A 22,261-nucleotide genomic window follows, 5' to 3' on the forward strand; every position below is an offset into this window, starting at 1 on the left:
CGCAAAACGTCACATCCGCTTGTTGAGGCTGTCTGATCAACCATTTTCCATCGAAACTCACATCAAAGTTGAAATTGAAGTCAGTGACTTTGATCGCAACCCACTTACCTTCAAGAAATTCTAATTCTTCGTCTTCCATTTGTTCTTTCAATAAATGAGTTAACACTTCTTTGATCATCTTTTGCTTGATGCTAAATGGGATGAAGGAATGCACCTGTTTCCCAACTTGCGGAATTCGAACAAGAAGTTGTTGTGCGACGGAAGATGGTAACTTTGAAAGCATACTTTACCTGTAATTCAATAGCTGTATTGAAAGCAAGTTTAGCTTGGTTTTATCCCTAGAAACCTGTCCTATATCAAGTCTTACAGGATCAATTCCCTTTAAACTGCTGGGATTTTAAAATACTTGAGAGATTTACTATGGAATTGCTTTGTCCAGCAGGTAACTTGGCTGCGCTCAAAACAGCATTTAATGCTGGCGCCGATGCTGTCTACCTTGGATTGAAAGATGATACCAATGCCCGCTCTTTTGCTGGGCTTAATTTCAGCCCCAAAAAATTACAGCAAGCGATATCAATCGCTAAACAAATGGGTAAGCAGATCTTCCTTACTATCAATACCTTTCCAAAGCCCACTGAAGAGCACCGCTGGTATCAGGCTGTTGATATGGCGGCAGACTTAGGTGCTGATGCGCTAATCGTTGCCGATCTATCCCTGTTAGATTACGCCCATAGCAAGCACCCACAACTACCACTTCACCTTTCTGTTCAAGCCAGTGCCACTAATCTAGGAGCACTGACGTTATATAAAGAAGAATTTAATATTGAACGCGCCGTACTTCCTCGAGTACTTTCTATGAAGCAAGTACGTGATCTTGCCAAAATCAGTCCTGTTGATTTAGAAGTCTTTGCCTTTGGTAGTTTATGTATTATGGCTGAAGGGCGTTGCCATTTATCTTCTTATGTCACGGGACAATCACCTAATACGGGTGGCAGTTGTTCGCCTGCTCAACATGTCCGATGGGAAGAAAAAGGCGATAAACAATCGACCTTACTAAACAACGTTTTGATCGATAGCTCTTCTAAAGATGAACAAATGGGTTACCCCGTCGTTTGTAAAGGACGCTATCAAACTGAAGAAGAAAAAGATCCAGAGTTTATGCTGGAATCTCCCACCAGCTTAAACACATTAAGTTTATTACCCGATTTAGGAAAAGCAGGCATTGCGTCATTGAAAATTGAAGGGCGTCAGCGTAGTCCCGCATATGTAGAGCAAGTCACCCGTGTTTGGCGTAATGCAATTGATACTTATATGGCATCACCAGAATCATACCAATGCCGTAATGAGTGGAATGCTGCTTTATCCAAAGTATCTGAAGGGCAAACCACCACATTAGGTGCTTATGAGCGCAGTTGGCAATAATGGAACCTAGAAAAGCAGTTAGACGATTAAAGTAGTTTAAAAATATTTTACCTAAAAGAACTGAAATTCTAAGCATTCTTATACTTGTTAAAATTGTCGCTAGCGGCGTTACGAATCTTACAGGTAAGAACCATTACCTGTTGCAATTCAAGCCTTGCGAGCAACAATTTTTCCTACGCCTAAGAAAGCTTCTAACTACTTCTTCTAGGTTTCGGAGAAAAAGCAAATGAAAATCAGTTTAGGCCCTCTTCTATACTTTTGGCCAAAAGAAAAGGTATTTGAGTTTTACCAAAAAGTGGCAGAAAGCTCGATACCGGTCGTTTATTTGGGTGAAGCGGTTTGTACTCGTCGCCGACAGTTGAAGTTTAAAGATTATTTAGAGCTTGCCACCATGCTTAAACAAGCTGGTAAAGAAGTCATTATTTCTACTTTAGCTCTATTGGAAACGCCTTCAGAGTTCACTGAACTTAAACGTCAAATCGAAAGCTGTGGTTTTGAAATCGAAGCCAATGACTTAGCTGGCGTGCATGTTGCGAAAGAAGCGAATATCCCCTTTACCTGTGGCACCAGTATTAATAATTATAACTTAGCCAGCTTAATGAAAATGCACCAATGGGGTATGAAGCGTTTTGTTGTACCTATTGAGCTATCCAAAGATTGGCTAAATAAAGTCATTGCCAGTAATGGCGGTTCACTCCCCTTCGAAATAGAGGTGTTTGGTCACGGTCATACGCCGCTTGCTCACTCTGCACGTTGTTTCACCGCTCGTCATAAAGGCATTGCCAAGGACAACTGCGAAACCGTTTGTATCGAATACCCAAAAGGGTTATTGACTCAGACCCAAGAAGATCAACCATTGCTGCGTTTAAACGGTATTCAAACTCAAGCAGCGGCTTGTACCGACTTAAGTGATGATATTGAAGAAATGAAAGCCATGGGTGTCACCCACTTCAGAATATCTCCATCAAGTATGCGTAGTATTGATATTGCTGAGCGTTTAATAAAAGGTGAAGCGATAGAAAAACCATTAAATCCATGTAATGGGTACTGGAAAGGCGAAGCTGGAATGGAGCTCACTTAAAATCACAAAGGGTCAGAAATGTTCTGACCCTAACCGAAACAAACTAATTCAATTTGTGTTCTGGAACTGCAGTTAAGTATGAGTTCAACGTATTGATCAATTTATCAAGTACATAAGGATCACTGTTTGCGTGATCAAAACAGATACTGAGTGGTACCGAAAGTACGTCGTTGTTATTTCTTCTTTTTCCAAAGTAGAACATAGGCCGACCCGTTTTGATTCTGTTTCTATGTACATTTAATGCAGAGAAATCTAGGTTTGGTAGATTTCCAATAAACGGGCATAAAGCCCACACATCTTGAGGTAAAACCTCTAACTGTTGATAAGTATCATCAATTGATGCGCGATAGTAACTGGCAAACTCTTTCCAAGTCATCGAACTTGTGTCTTCCAGTATTACGTCTTTAAACCTAAGATCACCACCAACGGCAATCGGAGTAAAAATCGGCAAATTATCGAATCTATACCATTCTCCGTTAATATTACGACTTGAGAACGTCCACTGAGATCTTAACGCTCTAGCTAAACACCAGATCATAAAGCCTTGAAATGAAGCACCATGCTCATGCTGATAATGAAGCTCGTAGTTTTCTCGAACTTGGGTAATATCCAAATCAATGGTCATTGAAATATATGGGTCAGTAACATGTTCATCGTTGTGAAAATATTCCATCGCCCATTTTTGATAGTAACTTACTTCCTGTTCATTTAATTTCTGTCCATGATAATTTTTTAAAATTTGTTCTAGGGTCATTTGTAGTTTTACTGTATTAAAAAATAGATCATTTAGATAAGTGAAACGCATTTTCCTACATGAGTTTCAAATACAGACAATACAGGCATGAAAACCATGATTGTCATAACGACAATAATCATAAGCAGGTTTTTATTTTTTGAAAGCCGACCAGAGCAAAAACTTAACTTTCTAGCTAATACAGTACGGAGTTCAATTTTTACAAGAAAGTAAAAAGCCCAATAATTACAGCAGGTTTAGCAATGTAGATTTGTGGATAATAAAAGACGTTATAGGTAGGTTTATAGTTATTTCGAATATATTAGATTAAAAAAGCTGTAGATAAACACTTAATCGGCATAAGCATCAAAAATCAATTTAACACCCTGAAGTAACATCTTCGAAAGCAATCAAATGAGGCTTGTTCTCAGTTAACACATCCAGTGTATATCGAGCATAACAACTATCGTTAACAGCAAAACCTTTGGGGACAAAATACATGGTCCAATCGTCGGTATAGCCTGAAGTACCATGCAGCACACTAAAAATCACACAAAAGTCTTTATTGGTATTACATTTAGCGGATTTACTGCCATGCTCGCGAGGTTCAACATTAATTTCCAATACTTTTTGCCATGTTGCAGACCAATGAGTCCGAGGGTGACCATAATGAACATCTATTGCTTGTCCATTTCCAATTTGGGTCTTACCTATAAGATCAGAAAGATTACCTTGAGCAGTTGACTTCATGTAAACCATGTCATGCACTGACTTTAAAGAGCCTTTGATGCTTTTTATCACAGAGGCTCTGGCATCATGTTGAAAGTCGATAAACTTAGGAGCAGCAATAACACTTAAAATACCAAGTAATACAATAACTGTAACCAGCTCTACCAAGGTAAAACCAGCTGACTTGTTTGATTTGTATTCTTGTTTCAATGACATACTTTTATCAAAAGATTCTTTTTAAACTAAAAAACATCTTTAAAGACTCAATCAGATAGCCTTTAGAATTTCGTAATATTTGACCATATTTCTTACATTACTTCTACAGAATTAATAATTATGTACGCTTTAGTTACCCTCAATACTCATATGAAATGCCGTTTGAGACTTCATTTTGACGCGCTAATCTTTGTTGTATTTAAAGCGTGTGACAAATTTCATCCTTGAATTCATAACATTCCCTGTTTTATAAAATCACCTATGTAATGCTAACTATCAAAAACCTATCGCCGCAGCTCCTGGACGTCTTGTATCTGCCGAACCATAAAAGTAACCGTCTTTATACATAATGGATTGAGTACTGCCCATTGAGTTTTTAGATGTCACAACTTTATGCCCTTTCGCTTTCAATAGCTCTATGGTGTCTTTATTCAAACCCGGCTCGATAAGGATTTGATCTGGCAGCCATTGATGGTGTACTCGTACTGCATGAGTCGCTTCTGCGATATTCATATCGTGATCGATCACATTAAGCACCACTTGCATCACAGTGGTGATGATACGGCTGCCACCCGGACTGCCTGTTACCAAGAAGGGTTTACCGTCTTTCATCACGATAGTTGGTGTCATCGAACTCAAAGCACGTTTTTTAGGTGCGATCGCATTGGCTTCACCACCGACTAAGCCATAACCATTTGGCGAACCCGGTTTAGCAGAAAAGTCATCCATCACGTTATTCAGCAAAATACCTGTGCCTTTCGCCACAATTCCTGAGCCGTATGAATAGTTAAGGGAATAGGTGTTTGAAACCACATTGCCAAATTTATCCATTACCGAGAAATGAGTGGTATCAGGGCTTTCTGGCAGTGGTGGCGTCCCTGGATTCACATCTTTAGAAGAACGTGCTTTATCCATAGTGATCTGAGCCATCGTTTGCTTGGCATACTTTTCACTGGTTAACCATTTGATTGGAATATTATTAAAATCAGGATCGCCCAAATGTTTACTTCTATCAGCATAGGCTTGGCGCATGGTTTCACTCATTAGATGAATGGTTGCCGCCGTATTATGACCCATTGATTTCAAATCAAACTTCTCAAATACATTGAGCATTTGCGCAATATGAACACCACCTGAGCTTGGCGGTGGCATAATGACTAAATCGTGATTGCGATAGCTTGTTTTAATCGGTTCACGCTCGGCGACTACATAATTTGCCATATCGCTTTGTGTCACTAAGCCATTGCCTTGTTTCATATCATCAGCAATTCGTTTAGCGATTTCCCCTTTATAGAAGGCATCAGGTCCTTTTTTGGCGATTTGCTCAAGTGACCATGCTAGATCTTTTTGATAAAGCATATCCCCTGCTTTTAACGGTACGCCGTCTTTTCTAAAAAAGATATTCTTTGCTTCGGGATCTTTCCCTAGACGCTTAGCGGCATACACTAACGAAAAGGCTAAATCGTCCGTTACCTTGATACCATTTCGAGCTAAATCGATCGAAGGTTGCAGCACCTCTGCAAGGCTCATAGTGCCGTGTTCTTTTAAAGCTTTAGCAAATGCGGCAACTGTACCCGGTACGCCAAAACCTTTGCGGGTATATCGCACAGTATGTTTATCGACACTGCCATCAGGTAAAATATACATATCACGGCTCGCTGCCGCGGGTGCCATTTCTTTGTAATCTAGAGCAACAAACTTATCTTTATCGGCAAGGTATACCAGCATGAAACCACCACCAGCAATGTTTCCAGCTCTAGGTAAGGTCACGGCTAATGCAAAGCCAACGGCAACGGCGGCATCAATCGCATTTCCTCCTCGCTTGAGAATATCCACGCCGACTTGAGAAGCTAATACTTCTTGGCTTGCGACCATGCCATTTCTAGCGATGACTGGATGAACAATACTGCTGTACTCAAGTAATGGAGGAGCGCTTTGAGCTTCAGGTTTGATTAAGTGGGCAGTGTGATTATTAGGATCGGCAGATACTTGCCCCGCTGCAAATATCACAGCGGTTGCCAATAGCATTAGCGTTTTTTTAAAGCCTTTGGATACTGTCACAAGATTTTCCAATTTTTAAAATTCAATGACAAAAAATAAAAAAAAGAAACCAGCATTGAATCCGGTTTCTTTTCGTATTACATAGAGTCTATCGTTTTAAGTTAAAAACTTAAACTTGCTCTTAGATACACATACCGACCTTGGAAGCCGTATGGTGAAAAGTTAGCGTACGGCAGAATGTAATCAAATTGACTTGGTTTCTTACCTGCTTTCAAATCGCGCTCAATGCCAGAAGTTGGGTACTTATCAAATAAGTTATTAACACCAATACTGGTCACTAGATTCTCAGTGATTTTATAGCTCGCTTCGGCATCCCAAATAAACGCTTTATCAATTGTGACATCATTTTTACTCTGAGAAGAAGGTTGAGTAACTTCACCATAGTAGTTAGTGCGTAGCATTAAGCTCAGTGCGTCTTTGTTCCAGTTCGCAGTAACATTGGCTTTTTGCTTGGGTGCCGCATTTTCTAAACGGGCACGCTCACGACGAGTAAACAATTGATCAGAAGTGAACAATGAAGATGGACCTGCGGTATTTAATACATCACTCACTTCGGTTTTATTGTAGTTAAAGCCAGTAGACAGCTTAAGATCACCCGCTAATACTTCTGTTTGATAAGCAAGGTTTACATCAATCCCTTCGGTAGTGCTATTCACACCATTGATAAAGAATCGGATTGCGTTAATACCTTCGATCTTGTTTTCAGCAAATACTTTTTCAACGATTTTACGCTCAGCGTCATCGTTTCCTAGTGTTTCTGATAGAACAATTCTATCGTCAATTTCAATGCGGTAAGCATCAAACGTTAGGTTTAAGTTCTCAAGAAGGTCCCAAGTAAAACCTAAGCTATAGTTGGTTGCTTTTTCTGCATCAAGTTGCTTTCCACCTAATGCTCTAGCCGCTTTGCTGGTTGCCGCAACCGTACCCACCTCAAAGGCTTTACCTTCAATAATGTTGGTATTGGTTGAGGTATAAAACTGTTGCTGTAACGACGGTGCTCTAAAACCAGTACTGAATGAACCACGAATGGCCAAGTCATCGGTTAGGTTATAACGAGTGGCAATTTTACCGTTAGTGGTGCTACCAAAATCAGAGTAGTTTTCGTAACGTGCCGCTAAAACTAAGTTCCAATCATCGGTTAGATCGGCATCAACTTCGGCATAAATCGCTTTTGAATTGCGACTTTTATCAACTTCACTGTTTTTAGAGAAGAATATAGAGCCTTGCGCAAACAAACGCTTGGTTGGATAAACGGGGTTACCTTTATCATCAAAAATCGGCTTGCCATCCGCATCTAATGATGGACGGTTGGTATAAGCTTTAACATCACCAGAGCGGATCTCGTAACTGTCTCTGCGGTATTCAGCACCTACAGAAAATGCTATCGGAGAGTCTAAGAAGGCAACATCGTAAAAACGAGTAAAATCGACATTGACGACATCTTGACCAGAAATTAACTTACCGCCATAAAAGCTAGTAGGTGTATCCAGTAAATAGGTTGCGTTCGCGGTGTTGGTATTGTTGTAAGCGACACTGTTCTTACCCGTTACCACACTGGTGTTGTAATCCCACTCACCAAGCGTTCCTTTAAAGCCCGTTAATAATGACCAGTCATCGATATCGGCATGGACTTGTGGCGTAAAACCATCTGGATAGATCTTTTGGATCAACAAACCTTCATCAGCGGCTTCACGGAAAAATGCACCTGATACAGATTTACGATTTTGAAGTGTAAACGTCGAGTATAACTCACTACCAGAATCAAACTCATAACCAGAGCTTGCAAGTAAAGAATAAGACTTGCTTTTAGGCGCACCGAAAGAGAAACGATCACGATTTACCGTGATTTCACGCTTATCAAATGTCCCATCTGGATTTTTGGTGTAAGTGTCACCATCATCCAAGCCACCACGCTTAGTTGCATTGGCATTGTTATATTCAGCGGTTAGATTTACATAACCCGTTTCTAGGAAACCAAAACCCGCGTTACCAGATAGACTTACCGTCTCACCGTCTTTACGTGAGATGTCTTTACCATAAATGCCCGCCACACGGTTACTGCCATTAGGCACAACATTACCATTAGCATCGGTTTGTACGCCTATTAGCTTAGGAACACCATCTAAAGTCGTAATATGTTGACCAGCAGTAAGATTGAAAACACCGCCTTCTGCATCTTTTTTAGTAATGATGTTTATCACACCCGCAATAGCATCTGAACCATATTGCGCCGCTGCACCATCACGTAAAATCTCAATACGCTCAATGGCAGCTGAAGGAATTGCATTTAGATCAACAGAAACTGAGCCTCGCCCAGCACTAGCATTTAAGTTTAATAAGGCACTGGAATGAAAACGACGACCGTTAAGTAGAACCAGAGTTTGATCTGGAGCTAATCCACGAAGTGATGCAGGCTTAATGTGCTCTGTGCCATCAACAAGTGATGGCTGATAATAGTTAAAGCTAGGTACGGCATTTTGTAGCTGGCGGTTCATATCTGTAAAACCACCTTCTTTAAGTACGTCTGCCGACAATACGTCTACGGGAACGTTACTTTCACTGATGGTGCGTCCAATTCGACGAGAACCCAATACCGCAATGCGCTCGACTGCTTCACCATTATTAGCTGAAACGTCTTCAGCATCTTCTGCCAAGGTTATCGAAGACGAAAGTGATAATCCCAAAGTTGAAACTACACCAAAGGTAATTTTTGATAATGAAAACTTCATTAAGCCGGCGCTCCTGTTATCGTTTTTATTTCCCACCCCCAAACAAGAAAGTGTTAAATCAAAAGTAAATATTTGTTCTTCTGTTTGTGATCTTATCAGCACAGAATTGAAAAAATAACGATAACAAATGGTTCAATTTGTTATTTGATATAACTAAAAAGGCAATTAACCAAATTTATATAACAAAAACAAATAAACACTCAGATGATTCCACCATTATTGTCTTAGGGTCTATTCATCTTTCAGGCTTGAATTTTGTGCTATCTGTGCACTTTTCTGTTCAAGGCGTGAGCAGTGAAGCTTAGTCATCTAAGTAAGCTGATCACAACACCGAACAGGAAGTGCTCAAAAGCATCGAAGACAGCCCCTGATAATATGATCACTAAAACAACAAAAAAGATTTCATAATCATCATGAGTTTATCGGTATGGATAATTTTACTATTGAAGATTATCGACCCTAAAAGCAAATCGACAGTATTGGGCAATTACGCTATCGCTTACCTTTCTGAGTCGATTATTGATTTTTTGATAATCTCTTTGATTCCGACATTAATCATGGCAGGACAAATAAATAGCGTGATTGGTTTTTCTCAATATGCCTTTTATGAGTGTGTATGAATAAACCATTGCTTAATGACTGAAATATCGCCTTCCATATCAAACAGTTTATATACTCTAACGCCCATTTTTTTCAGTAACTCTTCACCTCCAAGACTGGGAATTGAAATTAAAAATACAGCCTCTGTTACTTTCCCGCCTGCTTTTTTTATGAGCTCAATACTGTCCTTTGCTGTATTTCCCGTCGCAATCAAATCATCACAATAAAGGACCCTATCTCCAACTTCAAAATAACCGCTCGATGTTTCCAATTGGTTTTTAGCATATTGAACTTGGGACTCCACTTCTAATACTTTCCCTGGTAACTTCCCAGCTTTTCTTACGGGAACAAAACCTGCGCCAAGTTTACAAGCAAGGGCACAACCAAAAATAAACCCTCTTGACTCAGTTCCAACGACTCGATCAAAATGCTTACCTTCATATTCTTCGGCCATTTGCTCACAACAAGCATGAAAAGCTCTGCCGTCAGCAGTCATTCTGAAGATATCGCAAAAACGTTTATACGATTTGTGTTCAGTATTGATATCTAAAAAGCTCATTGCACGCTGTAATTCAATCTCTGTTTTTGCTCCGCCATGATTATGCCAACCGACTAGACTCATACCGTTTGTATCACACAAAACGCCATCGCTGGCTCTTCTTATTGTTTGATATTTCTCAAAAGCAAGAGGGTCTTCAGCAGCCATTTAATGCCTCCAAATTAACAGATACCACTAATGAACCACTGTATAAGGCGAAACCTGAAAACTTGATGAACGATCATTAATTGTCTGTATGTCTTGCTTTAATAGACAATACCTTTTTGATTTTGGAGTGTTGAAAAGTAGATGATAATACCCAAACCTTTTAACTTGCTTTTCCAGTTCCGTGCTAGGAACAATTTAACTGCTCCTTTCGAATGTTTGGGTTTAAAGGCTGAACAAGTTCAACCACAAAAAACGACGGTGCGACTGAAAAGTGGACATGTGCAGGTTTATAAAATCAATGGAACAATGACGCCCCCAAAAATATCAGACACCGTGGCCATATTTCATAATGTTGAATATATTCACCAAGGACATGTCAATTTATGTCTCGATGCATGTATTGAGATGTACAAAGTGTTTTTTGATTTACCACATAGATTGGAAACTAAGCCCATATCCCAGTCAACATCAAAGCTTGTCTCAAATCCGAGATTTGGATTCTATGGACTAACGAGTTTAGATTTAGACTTATATTTTCATCCTAAATTTAAATTTCACCCCCTTAATAATTGTGTCTATCGTTTTCCTCAAGATGAAAAGCTTTCACTCAAAGAATCATTAATAAAAGGGTTATCGTCAGCGCCAATGATACTGGAAATTTCTAAAACGGTATTTGGTAGACCAGTACTTTATCACGAGATGTTAATTGTTGGGTTAAGTGAAAATCACGTAATATTGCACTGCCCATGGAGGGGAGGAAATATCGTAAAACCAATTGCTTGGCTAGAAGCTAAATTGAGAAGTCATTCTCAAAGAAATCGAATATATCAAGTGTCACTTAGAAAAGAACAAAGAGCATTGCTTTAAAAAAAGGGAAGCAACACAATACTTCCCTTTTAGGTAATCTTGTTAGGTACAAAGACGAGCCCTAACCTTCTACTTGATGTTTCTCTTCTGTCTTATCAACAATAGTCACAACCGCGGTATCCCCCACAACGTTACTCGAGGTCACAAACATATCAATGATACGGTCGATTGCCGCTACGATAGCGAAGGCTTCAATTGGTAGACCTGTTTGGTGAATAAGTACACCAATCATTACCATACCACCACCAGGCACACCGCCAGCACCAACTGACAATAAGAAGATACTGAAGATCAACGCAGGAATTTGCTCAGCGGTAAATGGCATACCAAACGCATTTGCTACGAAGAAAATAGCGATAGTGATATAGATGGATACACCGCCCATGTTCATGGTTGCACCAAGCGGAACACCAAAACCAGCAACCGCTTTATTCACGCCTAACTTTTCAGTCAGTGTACGCATGGTCACAGGGATAGTTGCATTTGAGCTTGCCGTTGAAAGCGAGAACAATACTTGCTCACGCGTCTTTTCACGAAATACTGATGCAGGAAGACCAGTAAACAACTTAACCGCAAATGGATAAACCACAAATAACCAAAGGTTAAGCATCACCAAAATAATCGCAATGTAGCTTAATACACTACCAAAAGCTTCTGAATCTAACGTTGCACCTAGCTTAAACATCAATGCAAATACACCGTATGGCGCTAACGTCATAACTACAGTGATCAGCTTCATCATGATCTTGTTTACAGATTGGAAGCCATGAACCACGCCCTGAACGTGAGAGCCCATCGACTTCATCACACCACCAAACAGTAGAGCCATAAAGATGATTTGTAGCATATTGCCATCATAGAAGGCTTGTACAGGGTTACGAGGAACAATATTGATCAGCAAGGTCATCAGGTTAGGTAATTCAGTCGCGGTAATGGCAACGTCTGTGCTGCTGCTCATATCAACGCCTTTACCCGGCTGTAAAATCAAAGCGACGGTTAATGCAGCACTGATGGCAATGATGGTATTAACAATATAAAAACCGAAGGTTTTACCGCCTAAACGCCCAAAACTTTTAAGATCGGGCAGTTCACAAACACCACACACGATACTGACGAACACCAAAGGCACAACCAACATCATGATCATGTTAACGAACATGGTGCCAATGCCAGAGAAAAAGCTGACTAAGTTATCGGAAAAGAAAGCGATATCGGCAAGTAAGTATTGCACCGCACTTCCCAAAATAAAGCCCATAAACAGACCAATAAAAATTTTGGTCGAGAGTGATTTCATCATATCGTAAACCTAATATTTTATTATTTTGTATCTTCTTTCTTGAAGAATGTAGTCAAATCGCCAACATAGTGAGGGAATAGCAGGATAAATTCAATAGTAGGGCAAGTGTTCAGAACTTCATGTAACACACAGAAAGCTAGATAATAAAACCATTCAAACAGAAAAACTCACAACATCCCTCCAGTAAAACCCTTAAACCCAGTCTTTAATATTCACCACAAAATAATAACCAAGGATCTTTTACTGGTTTAAGAAAGCGATATAGCTGCTTATATAGTCGTTGAAGTGTGAGGAGTAAATGACTTTTTCGAGATAAAGAGCTAAAAAGGCTGACTCTATGCCAGCCACAACTCAACGTCTTTAATGATGAAGTTACCGTTATAAATAGGGTGTGGTTCACCTAAAGGCTCAAGCTCAAAGAAATGCTTTTGCTCTTCTGGTAACCCTTCATAACCACCTATCACCTGATAAATCCAGCTTTCCTCTTCCCACTCCAGTTGTTTAGCCTGCAAATACTCTAATGCTGACTGACGTAAACCAGAGTCGATGACATCACAGAAGTATTGATCCACATCCAGTTTCAGCTGGCTTTCAGCGACATCAAAAGCTGCATTATCTTCTAAAGTAACACTGACATCTTCATGGGTTGACCGCGCCTGAGGTCGCTCACTAAAGCTTTTCACTTTAGAAACGAGTTGCATCAATTCTGTTTCGTGTAGTGAATTACGCACATCGGCTGCTGCAGGCTTTAATATGGCTTCGGCATGATTAAATAAGCTCGGTACCGATTTGTGTGAAGCATGTGCTTCTGGCATGTACTCAGGATGCATGTCTTGATGCAACAGCCAGCCTTTAAGCAAACGAGTACGACCTTGAATATGACGAAAACGCCCAAGTAACTCTAATAATCTACTTTGAACAAGGCTTAACTCTTCAATACTTTGACTCAAAGCTTCTTGAAGCGTAGTGACCATTAACTTACGCAACTCTCGAATGTCACCTGCAATTTCGGTCAACTCATCGAACTGGAACATTTCCAAGCCATTGAGTAACTCTGTCACTTGCGATTGCGCTAGTTCGTTCTCACGAATTTTGGCGTTAATGGTACCCACGTAACCGAATTCATTATTGATACGACTCCACAGAACACGAGTCGAATACGCCAATGATTCAGTAAAGGCATAAACATGCTCATTTAAATCAGCCAAATACGCTTCAGCAGCCGCATGATCAACATTGTGACGCGCTTCTTTATAATGATTCGCTAAGGTTTTAATGGTCGCTAATGCTGAACCTGAATTGGCATCAATCTGGCGATTACGCTCATCACTGAGCGCATTTTCAAGCATGGCGCGTACTGTACCCGTAAGTCTTAATTCTTGCTCAACATCAGGTCGCCATAACACATTGGCTTTGCTCAGTTTCTCAATCACTTTTGCATCGGTTTCAGATTCATTCACCGAACCCGACAAGTAAGCATCCATGATCAAATCTGAATGCCGTCCGAGCAATTTAAGGAACTTGCTTCCAGCTTGATGTAAGTGATTACTCATTATTATTCCTGTTTAACAGCCTTACCTGTATGAAGTCCCTAAGCGAAGCTCTTCATATTCTATTTCTTGTTGGTGAGTGTTCAAATATCGTGCAACTCTGCTTGCAGAGTCTTGCTTAGTCCAATGCTTCCATCCGGTTGTTCTTGGCAGGTCCTCTCTCTCGACAGAATATTTAGCTGTTGTAGCATTAAATTTAAGCTCGAAACTTTTACCACCAATAACAAAGTCTTTTAAATTACTCCCAAAAGTAAACTTATGTGTCTCGACGCTTTTCAATACTGCGCTAGCAATTTCAGCATTGGTAATTACAGACATAACTCACCTCTTTGGCATTAAATTAAATCTTGCTGCACTGAACTTTCAGCCTGAGCTTCAAGATTTAAGGCTTCGGTTTCATCAATAAAGCGGATCACCTCATACAAATAATCCAACTTACCTGTAGCGATATAAATCTGTTTATCTTGATTAGGTTTGATTAAATAGCCAAGCTCTAGTAAACGCTTAAATACCAGTTTGATCTGATTATCGACCTGAGTACTGGTTGAGCCAAATAAACGATATTGGCTCAACTTGGCAAGCTGCTCACGAAAAGCTGGCGTATCTTCAATTCGAGTTTGTAACTCGGTTAAACGAATTGGCACACCTTGAGACAAGGGAGCATCGGCACCATTGGCTTCTTGCACGAGTACCAACCATTCCACCAACGGTGTTAGTGACTGACAAACATCACGAAATTGGGCGGAAACCACTTTACGCTCAGCATCACCTAATTCTTGATAACCACAAAAATATACCTCACCTTCTGCTGCTGTGGCTAAGGTACGATTAATTTGATTAAGGTACTGTTCAATGTGATCTTTAGTGGCATTACTTTGCAAAGCTCGCCACGCATCTTCATTGGTGGTTTTACAAATGAAGTCGCCTTTAAGCAAAGATTCGATCAGTGCACCTGTGCCGACCATTACCGATTCTGTTGTCATGTTAGCGTCAGACATTATGCAATCTCCTGAGTCATACGAGCTTTAAGTTTCTCAGTGATGGCATTCACTTTTGGTTTCACCACTTGTAGTTTTTTGGTTTGCTTATTGATGATATAGCGATTTTTAAACAGGTTGAGTACTTCCGACTCAGGGTTCGGGAAGGCACCAAGAACTGAAATCTGGTTGTTTTCACAAGCATCAAAGATCTTCTTAACGTTGTTATGGTGCAATGTACCTAACTCATCAATCGGCCAGTGAATGGTTACTTGCGCTCGACCACGTAACAAACGAGTAAAGGCTAATAAGAACTTACATAAGATCAAATACGCCATACCGTGACTGGATGATTCATTTAGCTGCCTGTCGGTACGAATGACCAGATCAGAATTGCCTTCTTTCAAACGCAGTTCAATTTCAAGTAATTTAGAAATGCCCCCCGCTAATGCCGCTCGCCCAATGATATCCAAGGCACGGCGCATACTGAGGATATAGTCTTCATCGGGTAAACCATCAAATCCTGACGACTTCCAACCATCAAACGCTTTTACAAAGCGTTGCAGTTCAGGCCAAAACTCAAGTTCCGCAATTCGTGAACGAATTCTCACGGCTGATTCTGATACACCATCAAGGAATAGCTCTTCGCCTACTTCACGAGTAATGCGGGCACTTTGAGAAGCAATGCGGCGGTCAATATCGGCAAGCACATCATAATAAGCGGTTAGATCAATACCAAAAATTCGCCCTTGCTCTTGGATCGCTCTAAATTGCTGCGACACAATTACGTTAAGTAGGTTATCAAGTTTAGGGACGAGCTTACGATAGTCCAGCACTCGAATGCCTTTATCATTAAGCTGGCTGGACTCTTCACGAGATTTTTCCCAAATCTCAGCAAAGCGAGAACCGGACTTATTGGCAATCACAGAATCGAAGTGTTCAACGTATTGTTTCACAGAGCTAAGCAACTGCTCACGTTGCAATAAGCCTTCACTACCTAAGCGCAAACGTTCAGCTAGACTGCCCGGCACTTCTTCATCATTATTCGCTAGTTTAAGCTCAGCCAGTTTACGAATAAGTTCACGTAGTCTGGTCAGGTTTTCTGACGTTTCCACCTGCAAGGCTTCAGCGGCTTTTTTGATTTTGTCTAAGGCTTCACGCTCCGCTTTAACTCGATTACTTTCTTGCGCCAATTGCTTGGTTAAATCCGTGGTGGCTTGTTTTAACTCTGAGAGCTGAGTTTGCAAGCTCGGCTTTCTGAGCATCCAATCACGCTGGTACCAGTCATCAAATTTGAGTACTTCACCTCGACGCTGTTCAGTCATAGCCAGCTTATCTTCAAGCGAAGTAATTTCTTGCTTGAGTTTAATAATGGCAGACTCATCAATGCCCCGTGATTGCAGCTCATTTTTGTACCATTGCTGACAAGCTTTTTGTTCCGCTTTGGCATTGGCTTTACGCTCATCAATACCGACTCTGACTTGAGACAATTGAGCATCAATGCCACCAATCACTTCTTGCCAGTGGGCTTTTTGCTCCATTTCGGCTTCACGAGTTTGCTCTTGATGTTCTTCGATTAGCGCTTGATGTTGCTGTTGCAATCGTTTCAGCTCACCATCCAACTGAGTCAGCTGTTTTTGAGACTCTAATTTACGTTCCGTCAAGGCTTGGTTGATGTGTTGCTGCTCAGTGGCTTTGTCTTCAAATAAACGCCGTAGATCATCACGACTATTACTGTAAGCCGTACGAGCGATAGTCAGTTCTCGGTTAAGCTTATCCAGTTTTTCATTCATCACCACCAGCTGAGCTTCGGCTTCCTGTTGGTGTGATTGCGCTAGCTCTAATGCTTCTTCGGCTTTGGCTAATCGTTGACGTAACGCTTGCTCTGAAGACGCATATTCAGGCACATCTACTGACGCTAAATCCAACTGCACGCCAAACAAACTCGTGTCATCTTGTTTCACGACACTTGGATGCAAGTCGGTACGGTGAAGCAATTCAGGTGCGATGACTTTACCTAAGTGTTGCTCCCAACCTTCCGCTTCTTTTCGCAGGAACTCCAATAGCGTGTGAGACTGCGGATACAAAATTTGTTCAATTTCATCCAGCTCAGCTTGGCGATCACCCACACGCTTTACTGCACTGCGCAATCCTTCATTAGCTTGTTCACGCTGCGCTCTTAACTTACGCTCTTCTGTTGTCAGTCTTTCAAGCTGTTGATTGCAATTGTGCTCATGTTCGCGAGCCGTTTGAATACGCTCATCGAAAATGGCTAAAGCGCGCTTTTCATCTTCGGTATAAGTAACGTTGGATAATTGAATCTTTAATTCAGCTTGCTTCACTTGATATTGGTTTTGCTGCTGACTAAATTCGTCTTTAAGCTTACTGAGCTGCTCTCGCGCCTTCTCTTTTAAGGCTTCAATATCTTGCCTTGCCGCATCGCGCTGACTGTCTTTTTCTTCTCTGCGCTGCTCAAGTTGTTGATGCAGTTTGTCTAAATCTCTTTGTAGCTGCTCACTGATCTTACTGCGACGCTCATTGTATGCCGACTCAATATCTTGATGCTTTTCGGTTTGCAGTTTATGTCGTTCTTTAAGGTTTTCAAGATCAGACTTCCAGCTTGGCATTTGTGCTAAATCGAGTTTTGCTTGCTCGATATCGGCATCCATATACACATCGTATTGTTGCTCGATTTCGGTTAAGTCCTGCTCACATTTGTTGAGATCACCTTTGGCCGCAGACAATTCTTGGTTGAGCTCGTCACGCTGCAGTCGCCACTGCTCTTCTAGCATTTTAAGCTTCAAGCCCGTTTCTTTGGCATCGTTTTCAGCGGTTTCTTTACGCTGTATTTCTAACTCTTCATCGTTTTTGTAACCACGAGAAAGACTCCCTAAACGCAGCTCGACACTTTGCAGCTTATTAAATTCTTGTTCGAGTTTTTGGTATTCAGGGCGAAGTTGCTCAAAGCCTTTAATCAACTGGCTTTCGTTGATCCATGCTTCAACATGTTGTGGATTAATACGAGAACTTGGCGGATTAACGCCATCTTCTTCTAAAATCGCGGCAATCATGGATTTAATGGTTTCCATCTTGCCTTCTTTGGAATGCACCGCTTTTGCAAGTTTCTCGATATGACGAATACTGTGTTCAGGTTCACACAGAGAAAATTGATTGGCATAGCTACGTAGCTCACTACGATTGCTACCAATATTGAGCAAGCTGCGATCGTGCTGGATCACAGCTCTAAATTCACGAGTATTAAGATGTTTGGTGGTACTTACGCCTTCTTTTTTAAACTGTCTACCAAGCTCCGCCGTGGTATGGAAAATCACCGTATCGCCATTGCGCTGCTTGATGTAGTCATCCAGTTCAAAGCCTTTACCTACAAAACGGTAATTAACACCTTTACCATCACCTGCCGATGACAATACGGCTTGATATAAGCGTTCATCACTTTTGCGATATTCGTAAATGATAAAGCTTTGATCATGGGGTAAGTACCAGCGTTCAAAGCTATCACGGGTTGAAGGTACGACTCGACTCGGGTATTCCCCATAAAATACCGGAACCAATCGTTGCAACGTGGTTTTACCCGAGGCATTGGTGCCACAAATATTGGTGTGACCATCCAGTTCTAATTCTACAATTCCGGGTAAGTGAGTGTTGATCAACACGATACGAATCAAGCTAGACATGCTGTTCCTTTTGCGATTTACGGCAGGAGTTTGGTTTTACAAAGAATGATAGAGCATAACTGAATTATTTTTTAAGATACAACCTTTGTTTCACTGTAGAAAACGGATGAACAAGAATTAACTGTTGGATTTGTAAGCTGTTTTATAAAATATTGTAAATTTTCAGCAAGAGTCGTTTGTTCATGTCTTTTCCAAGTGCCGCCACAGCCCTTTTGCCCGCTTTTGGTCAGTTCAATGTAAGAACTCAACAACTCACAATGGAAAGTAATAATGTTACTCAACTTGCTGACCAAAGGGTTTGTAAAAAAACAGTGGTACTTACTGTTTCTTTTCCAAACTCAAGAGAAGGATCGATTAAAACGAGTTTTACCTGTACTTTGCCGGATAAGAATTCGCAATGGTTACTCACACCATTATCATCATTTCACAGTACCAATGAGACAAACCCTAAACCAGTTCCTCAACAGTATGTCCCAAGCATTCTTGAGCAATTTACTTTTCGAGTGAACTCTGGGAAAAAACTTTTCCATGCCGCCCAACAAGGAGACTTGGCTACAGTAAATAAAATGCTCAGTGAAGGAGCCGATACGGGTTACTTATCGAATAATTTATCAGCTGTTGAAGTAGCGCTAGAAAACGGTTTTATAGCAACTGCATCTAGGCTAATTAAAGTGGGAGTGTCGCCAGAGGTAGCTACAAGGTTACTTCAAAAGCTTGTAACTCTTGGTGATTATGGCCAGTGCGTAGAAGAGTTACTAAAGCAAGGCGGCGACCCCAATGCAACAAATGAACAAGGTGAATCGTTACTATATATTGCTTCGCAGCGCGGTTTTGTCAACTCGGCGATCCAATTACTAAAAAGAGATGCCGATATTGGACATCACCCTCAAACGGGAGAAAACGCTCTTCATCTTGCTGCCGCTAATGGTAGCTATATACTATTACAGGCTTTAGCCCGAAAATATCCAACCCAAATAAATTCCAGAACAAACAGTGGTTTAACTCCACTTTTATTGGCGATTGAACATGGTAATACTGATTGTGCCAGTCACTTAATTGAAAGTGGTGCCGATATAAATGCTGCGGATAATTATCAAAGAACCCCCTTAATTATGGCAACAAAATTTCATTTACAAGGGGTGATTATTAAATTATTCCAAAAGCATATTACCGCCAAAAAAGCATTGGAAACTGCCGAAGCTTCAAAAAAACCAGCTTTACAAGCCAATATCCTTGATATTAATAAGCTAACAACGCATAGAAAAAGCGCATTGTGCTACTCAGTAGGCTTAGTCCCTAGTCGTGGGCCATATGTCATGGATTTATTGTTACAACATGGTGCCTGTATTGCCCATAATCCAGAAACCCACAGCCCAATCGTATTAGCAATTAGTGCAGGCAGTGGTTGGGCGGTAAATTCATTATTGAAAAGTCTTAAAGAACAGTCTCCAGCAGTACAACAACAACTGCTTTCAAGCCCAGATGCTACAAAACAAGCTCCCATTGCTATGGTTGCTCAAAGTCATTATTCACATGCTGAAGTAAAATCATTAGTAGAAGAAGTTTGGCAGGAGGTATCGAAAAAGATACAGAAAAAATAAAAGAAGAGAGGCGCTAAACGCCTCTCATTAAACTCAGCTTATTAGAGCTAAGGTTCAATTATGCAAATTTGAGTTTACGGGATTCGTACAACTCACGCATACCAGCAATCGCTTCTTCTTGATACTCTCGGAGACCACTCATCACGAGTGTTTTCTTGCCTGTACCAATTTTTTTTCCGTGACTGTAAAACTCAAAATGAAGAGTCACATTGCCGCGCTTACCGTCAATAAGCAGCTCATGCTCACTTAACTCCAACTCAACACTATCAAAATCAAAACTGTGCAGTTCAAATGACATGCTTTCATACATTACTAGGGGTCTAGCAGGGTTCACCATCACTTGATGCTTTTCCATCAACGGCAACAATGCGTGAGTAAAGTTCAGTCCCGAGAAAGATACATAAGTGCGAACAAAAGCTTCGATTTTGGCTTTATCTTGACAGATAACACCTGCGCTTTGAGCTGATAAATAGGTTTTATCTTTAGTGTCTTTAATTTCTAGAACGTCTGCTTGAGCTGATGGAAAGATTAAATCAACACCATCGCCAACCATACCTTGGAACTTAAATTCCATTGAGCTGCTTAAACCGTACTCTTCCAACACCAAAGCAAATAATAGATCACCGGGTACACAAAAACGCTTGGCATCGACATCATGGATAGGGTTGACATCCCCTGCGACTTTTTTAGCGAATACGCTAGCTTGCTCTGCTGATACAGTAATAATATTTTGTTTTTTAGAAAAGTATGGCTCTAAATACATAAGACTGGACACTCACTCCTAAAGGCATGCATTTTTATTCAAAATAAGCGATCAGTTTATACTATTTTTGAGTTTTAACTCACCCGATGAGTTAACTTTGATAGGGAGTAATGATGTGCTATATCTAAAAAGGCAGGTTTGACAATTAGTTAATGAGATTGGCAAGTTTATGGATTTGAGATGTTGATCCCAACTGTTGCATTTCTAATGATTTTAATTCTGAGTTTTCGGTCTTTTAAACGAGGCTCTTGGTTATTTGTGTTTTATATGCTGTTTGAATTGTACTTTGCTGGTGTGATCATCACCAGCAAACTCAATTGGATTTAACTGCATCGATGTTAAATATTTAGCCCCAATACATCTTGCATGTCATATAGCCCTGCAGGTTGTCCAGCTAACCATGATGAAGCTCTCATCGCACCATTTGCGAAAGTCATACGACTTGAAGCTTTATGGGTAATTTCAATTCGCTCGCCAATATCAGCAAACAGTGCGGTGTGCTCACCCACAATGTCACCTGCACGAACGGTGGCAAAACCAATCGTCTTTTGATCACGCTCACCTGTGATGCCTTCTCGACCATAAACGGCGCATTCATTTAAATCTCGCCCTAACGTATCAGCAATCACTTCACCTAACTGCAATGCGGTACCAGACGGTGCATCTTTTTTATGTCTGTGATGAGCTTCGATGATTTCAATGTCAGCGTAATCCCCCATCACTTTTGATGTCATTTCTAATAATTTGCACATAAGATTTACGCCCACAGACATGTTAGGCGCTAGTACAATCGGCGCTTCTTGGGCATCTTGAGCAATTTGCGCTTTTTCTTCGTCAGTAAACCCAGTCGTTCCAATCACTAGGGATTTATTGTTTTTTGCGCACCAAGCTGAGTGAATTAAGCTCGATTGTGGAGAGGTAAAGTCTACCAATACGTCAAAATCATCTTTAACGTCATCAAGTGAACCACAGATAGCCACATTCATGGTACCAACACCCGCGATTTCGCCTACGTCCGCGCCCATTAGGGTTGAGCTTTGGCGTTCAATCGCCGCTCCAAGATAAATGTTCGGATGATGCTTGGCTGCTTCAACTAAAGTTCTTCCCATTCTCCCTGTGGTGCCAACAATCGCAATTCTGACTTGTTCACTCATGTATTTTTTCTCAATTTTGGGGCAAAAAAAACGCCAGCTATTCTATATAGATGGCGTTTACATTAACTGATCAGCGTCAA

17 protein-coding genes (1 of these 17 only partly in view) are annotated in these 22,261 nt (G+C 40.8%); 4 read left to right on the forward strand and 13 right to left on the reverse strand.

From position 1 onward, the window contains the following. Positions 1-283, reverse strand: partial view of a ubiquinone anaerobic biosynthesis accessory factor UbiT gene (ubiT, locus tag E2H97_RS14335; RefSeq protein ID WP_133407764.1) — the 5' portion only. 218 nt of this gene lie to the left of the window's left edge; only the first 283 of its 501 coding nucleotides appear in the window; its start codon is at positions 281-283; its stop codon lies beyond the left edge, outside the window. A 137-nt stretch (positions 284-420) separates the two neighbouring features. Here ubiT and ubiU point away from each other — a divergent pair, with 137 nt between their 5' ends. Then, positions 421-1,422, forward strand: coding sequence for a ubiquinone anaerobic biosynthesis protein UbiU (gene ubiU, locus E2H97_RS14340; protein WP_133407765.1), 1,002 nt, complete (start codon positions 421-423; stop codon positions 1,420-1,422). Positions 1,423-1,648: 226 nt separating this feature from the next. Beyond that, on the forward strand, positions 1,649-2,503 hold the full coding sequence (locus tag E2H97_RS14345; RefSeq protein WP_133407766.1) for a U32 family peptidase: 855 nt from the start codon (positions 1,649-1,651) through the stop codon (positions 2,501-2,503). 43 nt (positions 2,504-2,546) lie between these two features. Here the strand turns inward: E2H97_RS14345 and E2H97_RS14350 are convergent, their stop codons facing one another. The 5 genes from E2H97_RS14350 to E2H97_RS14370 all read right to left on the reverse strand — a co-directional run bounded on the left by E2H97_RS14350 (position 2,547) and on the right by E2H97_RS14370 (position 10,277). Beyond that, positions 2,547-3,257, reverse strand: a complete 711-nt coding sequence (locus tag E2H97_RS14350) for a CatA-like O-acetyltransferase (protein ID WP_170308315.1) — start codon at positions 3,255-3,257, stop codon at positions 2,547-2,549. Positions 3,258-3,614: 357 nt separating this feature from the next. Next, positions 3,615-4,181 (reverse strand): type II secretion system protein, encoded by a 567-nt coding sequence (locus E2H97_RS14355; RefSeq protein WP_133407768.1) that lies wholly within the window; start codon positions 4,179-4,181, stop codon positions 3,615-3,617. Between the two features lie 276 nt (positions 4,182-4,457). After that, positions 4,458-6,242: a gamma-glutamyltransferase gene (gene ggt, locus E2H97_RS14360; RefSeq protein ID WP_246029008.1), complete on the reverse strand. Its 1,785-nt coding sequence runs from the start codon at positions 6,240-6,242 to the stop codon at positions 4,458-4,460. Positions 6,243-6,343: 101 nt separating this feature from the next. After that, on the reverse strand, positions 6,344-8,971 hold the full coding sequence (locus E2H97_RS14365; protein ID WP_133407769.1) for a TonB-dependent receptor plug domain-containing protein: 2,628 nt from the start codon (positions 8,969-8,971) through the stop codon (positions 6,344-6,346). A gap of 604 nt (positions 8,972-9,575) precedes the next feature. Further along, positions 9,576-10,277, reverse strand: a complete 702-nt coding sequence (locus E2H97_RS14370; protein ID WP_133407770.1) for an adenine phosphoribosyltransferase — start codon at positions 10,275-10,277, stop codon at positions 9,576-9,578. Positions 10,278-10,418: 141 nt separating this feature from the next. Here E2H97_RS14370 and E2H97_RS14375 point away from each other — a divergent pair, with 141 nt between their 5' ends. After that, on the forward strand, positions 10,419-11,144 hold the full coding sequence (locus E2H97_RS14375; protein WP_133407771.1) for a papain-like cysteine protease family protein: 726 nt from the start codon (positions 10,419-10,421) through the stop codon (positions 11,142-11,144). Positions 11,145-11,205: 61 nt separating this feature from the next. Here the strand turns inward: E2H97_RS14375 and E2H97_RS14380 are convergent, their stop codons facing one another. From E2H97_RS14380 to E2H97_RS14400, 5 genes are all read right to left on the reverse strand, one after another. Continuing rightward, positions 11,206-12,441, reverse strand: coding sequence for a dicarboxylate/amino acid:cation symporter (locus E2H97_RS14380; RefSeq protein WP_133407772.1), 1,236 nt, complete (start codon positions 12,439-12,441; stop codon positions 11,206-11,208). A 335-nt stretch (positions 12,442-12,776) separates the two neighbouring features. After that, positions 12,777-13,994 carry a phosphoenolpyruvate carboxylase gene (locus E2H97_RS14385; protein ID WP_133407773.1) on the reverse strand — a complete coding sequence of 406 codons (1,218 nt, stop codon included), beginning with the start codon at positions 13,992-13,994 and terminating at the stop codon, positions 12,777-12,779. A 21-nt stretch (positions 13,995-14,015) separates the two neighbouring features. After that, positions 14,016-14,309 carry a hypothetical protein gene (locus tag E2H97_RS14390; protein WP_133407774.1) on the reverse strand — a complete coding sequence of 98 codons (294 nt, stop codon included), beginning with the start codon at positions 14,307-14,309 and terminating at the stop codon, positions 14,016-14,018. A 17-nt stretch (positions 14,310-14,326) separates the two neighbouring features. After that, a complete protein-coding gene (locus E2H97_RS14395) occupies positions 14,327-14,989 on the reverse strand; it encodes a condensin complex protein MksE (RefSeq protein ID WP_133407775.1) in 663 nt (220 codons plus the stop codon). Continuing rightward, positions 14,989-18,663 carry an ATP-binding protein gene (locus E2H97_RS14400; protein WP_133407776.1) on the reverse strand — a complete coding sequence of 1,225 codons (3,675 nt, stop codon included), beginning with the start codon at positions 18,661-18,663 and terminating at the stop codon, positions 14,989-14,991. Before E2H97_RS14400 ends, E2H97_RS14395 begins: the two co-directional genes overlap by 1 nt. A 182-nt stretch (positions 18,664-18,845) precedes the next feature. Here E2H97_RS14400 and E2H97_RS14405 point away from each other — a divergent pair, with 182 nt between their 5' ends. Beyond that, on the forward strand, positions 18,846-20,264 hold the full coding sequence (locus E2H97_RS14405; RefSeq protein WP_133407777.1) for an ankyrin repeat domain-containing protein: 1,419 nt from the start codon (positions 18,846-18,848) through the stop codon (positions 20,262-20,264). A gap of 58 nt (positions 20,265-20,322) precedes the next feature. Here the strand turns inward: E2H97_RS14405 and E2H97_RS14410 are convergent, their stop codons facing one another. Then, entirely contained in the window at positions 20,323-21,027 is a 705-nt protein-coding gene (locus tag E2H97_RS14410; protein ID WP_133408660.1) for a DUF3581 family protein, read from the reverse strand. Between the two features lie 338 nt (positions 21,028-21,365). Next, complete coding sequence (gene dapB / locus E2H97_RS14415; protein ID WP_133407778.1) at positions 21,366-22,181, reverse strand: 4-hydroxy-tetrahydrodipicolinate reductase; 816 nt, start codon at positions 22,179-22,181, stop codon at positions 21,366-21,368. Between the last annotated feature and the right edge of the window lie 80 nt (positions 22,182-22,261).

The organism is Parashewanella tropica (assembly GCF_004358445.1).
Taxonomy (GTDB): Bacteria; Pseudomonadota; Gammaproteobacteria; order Enterobacterales; family Shewanellaceae; genus Parashewanella; species Parashewanella tropica.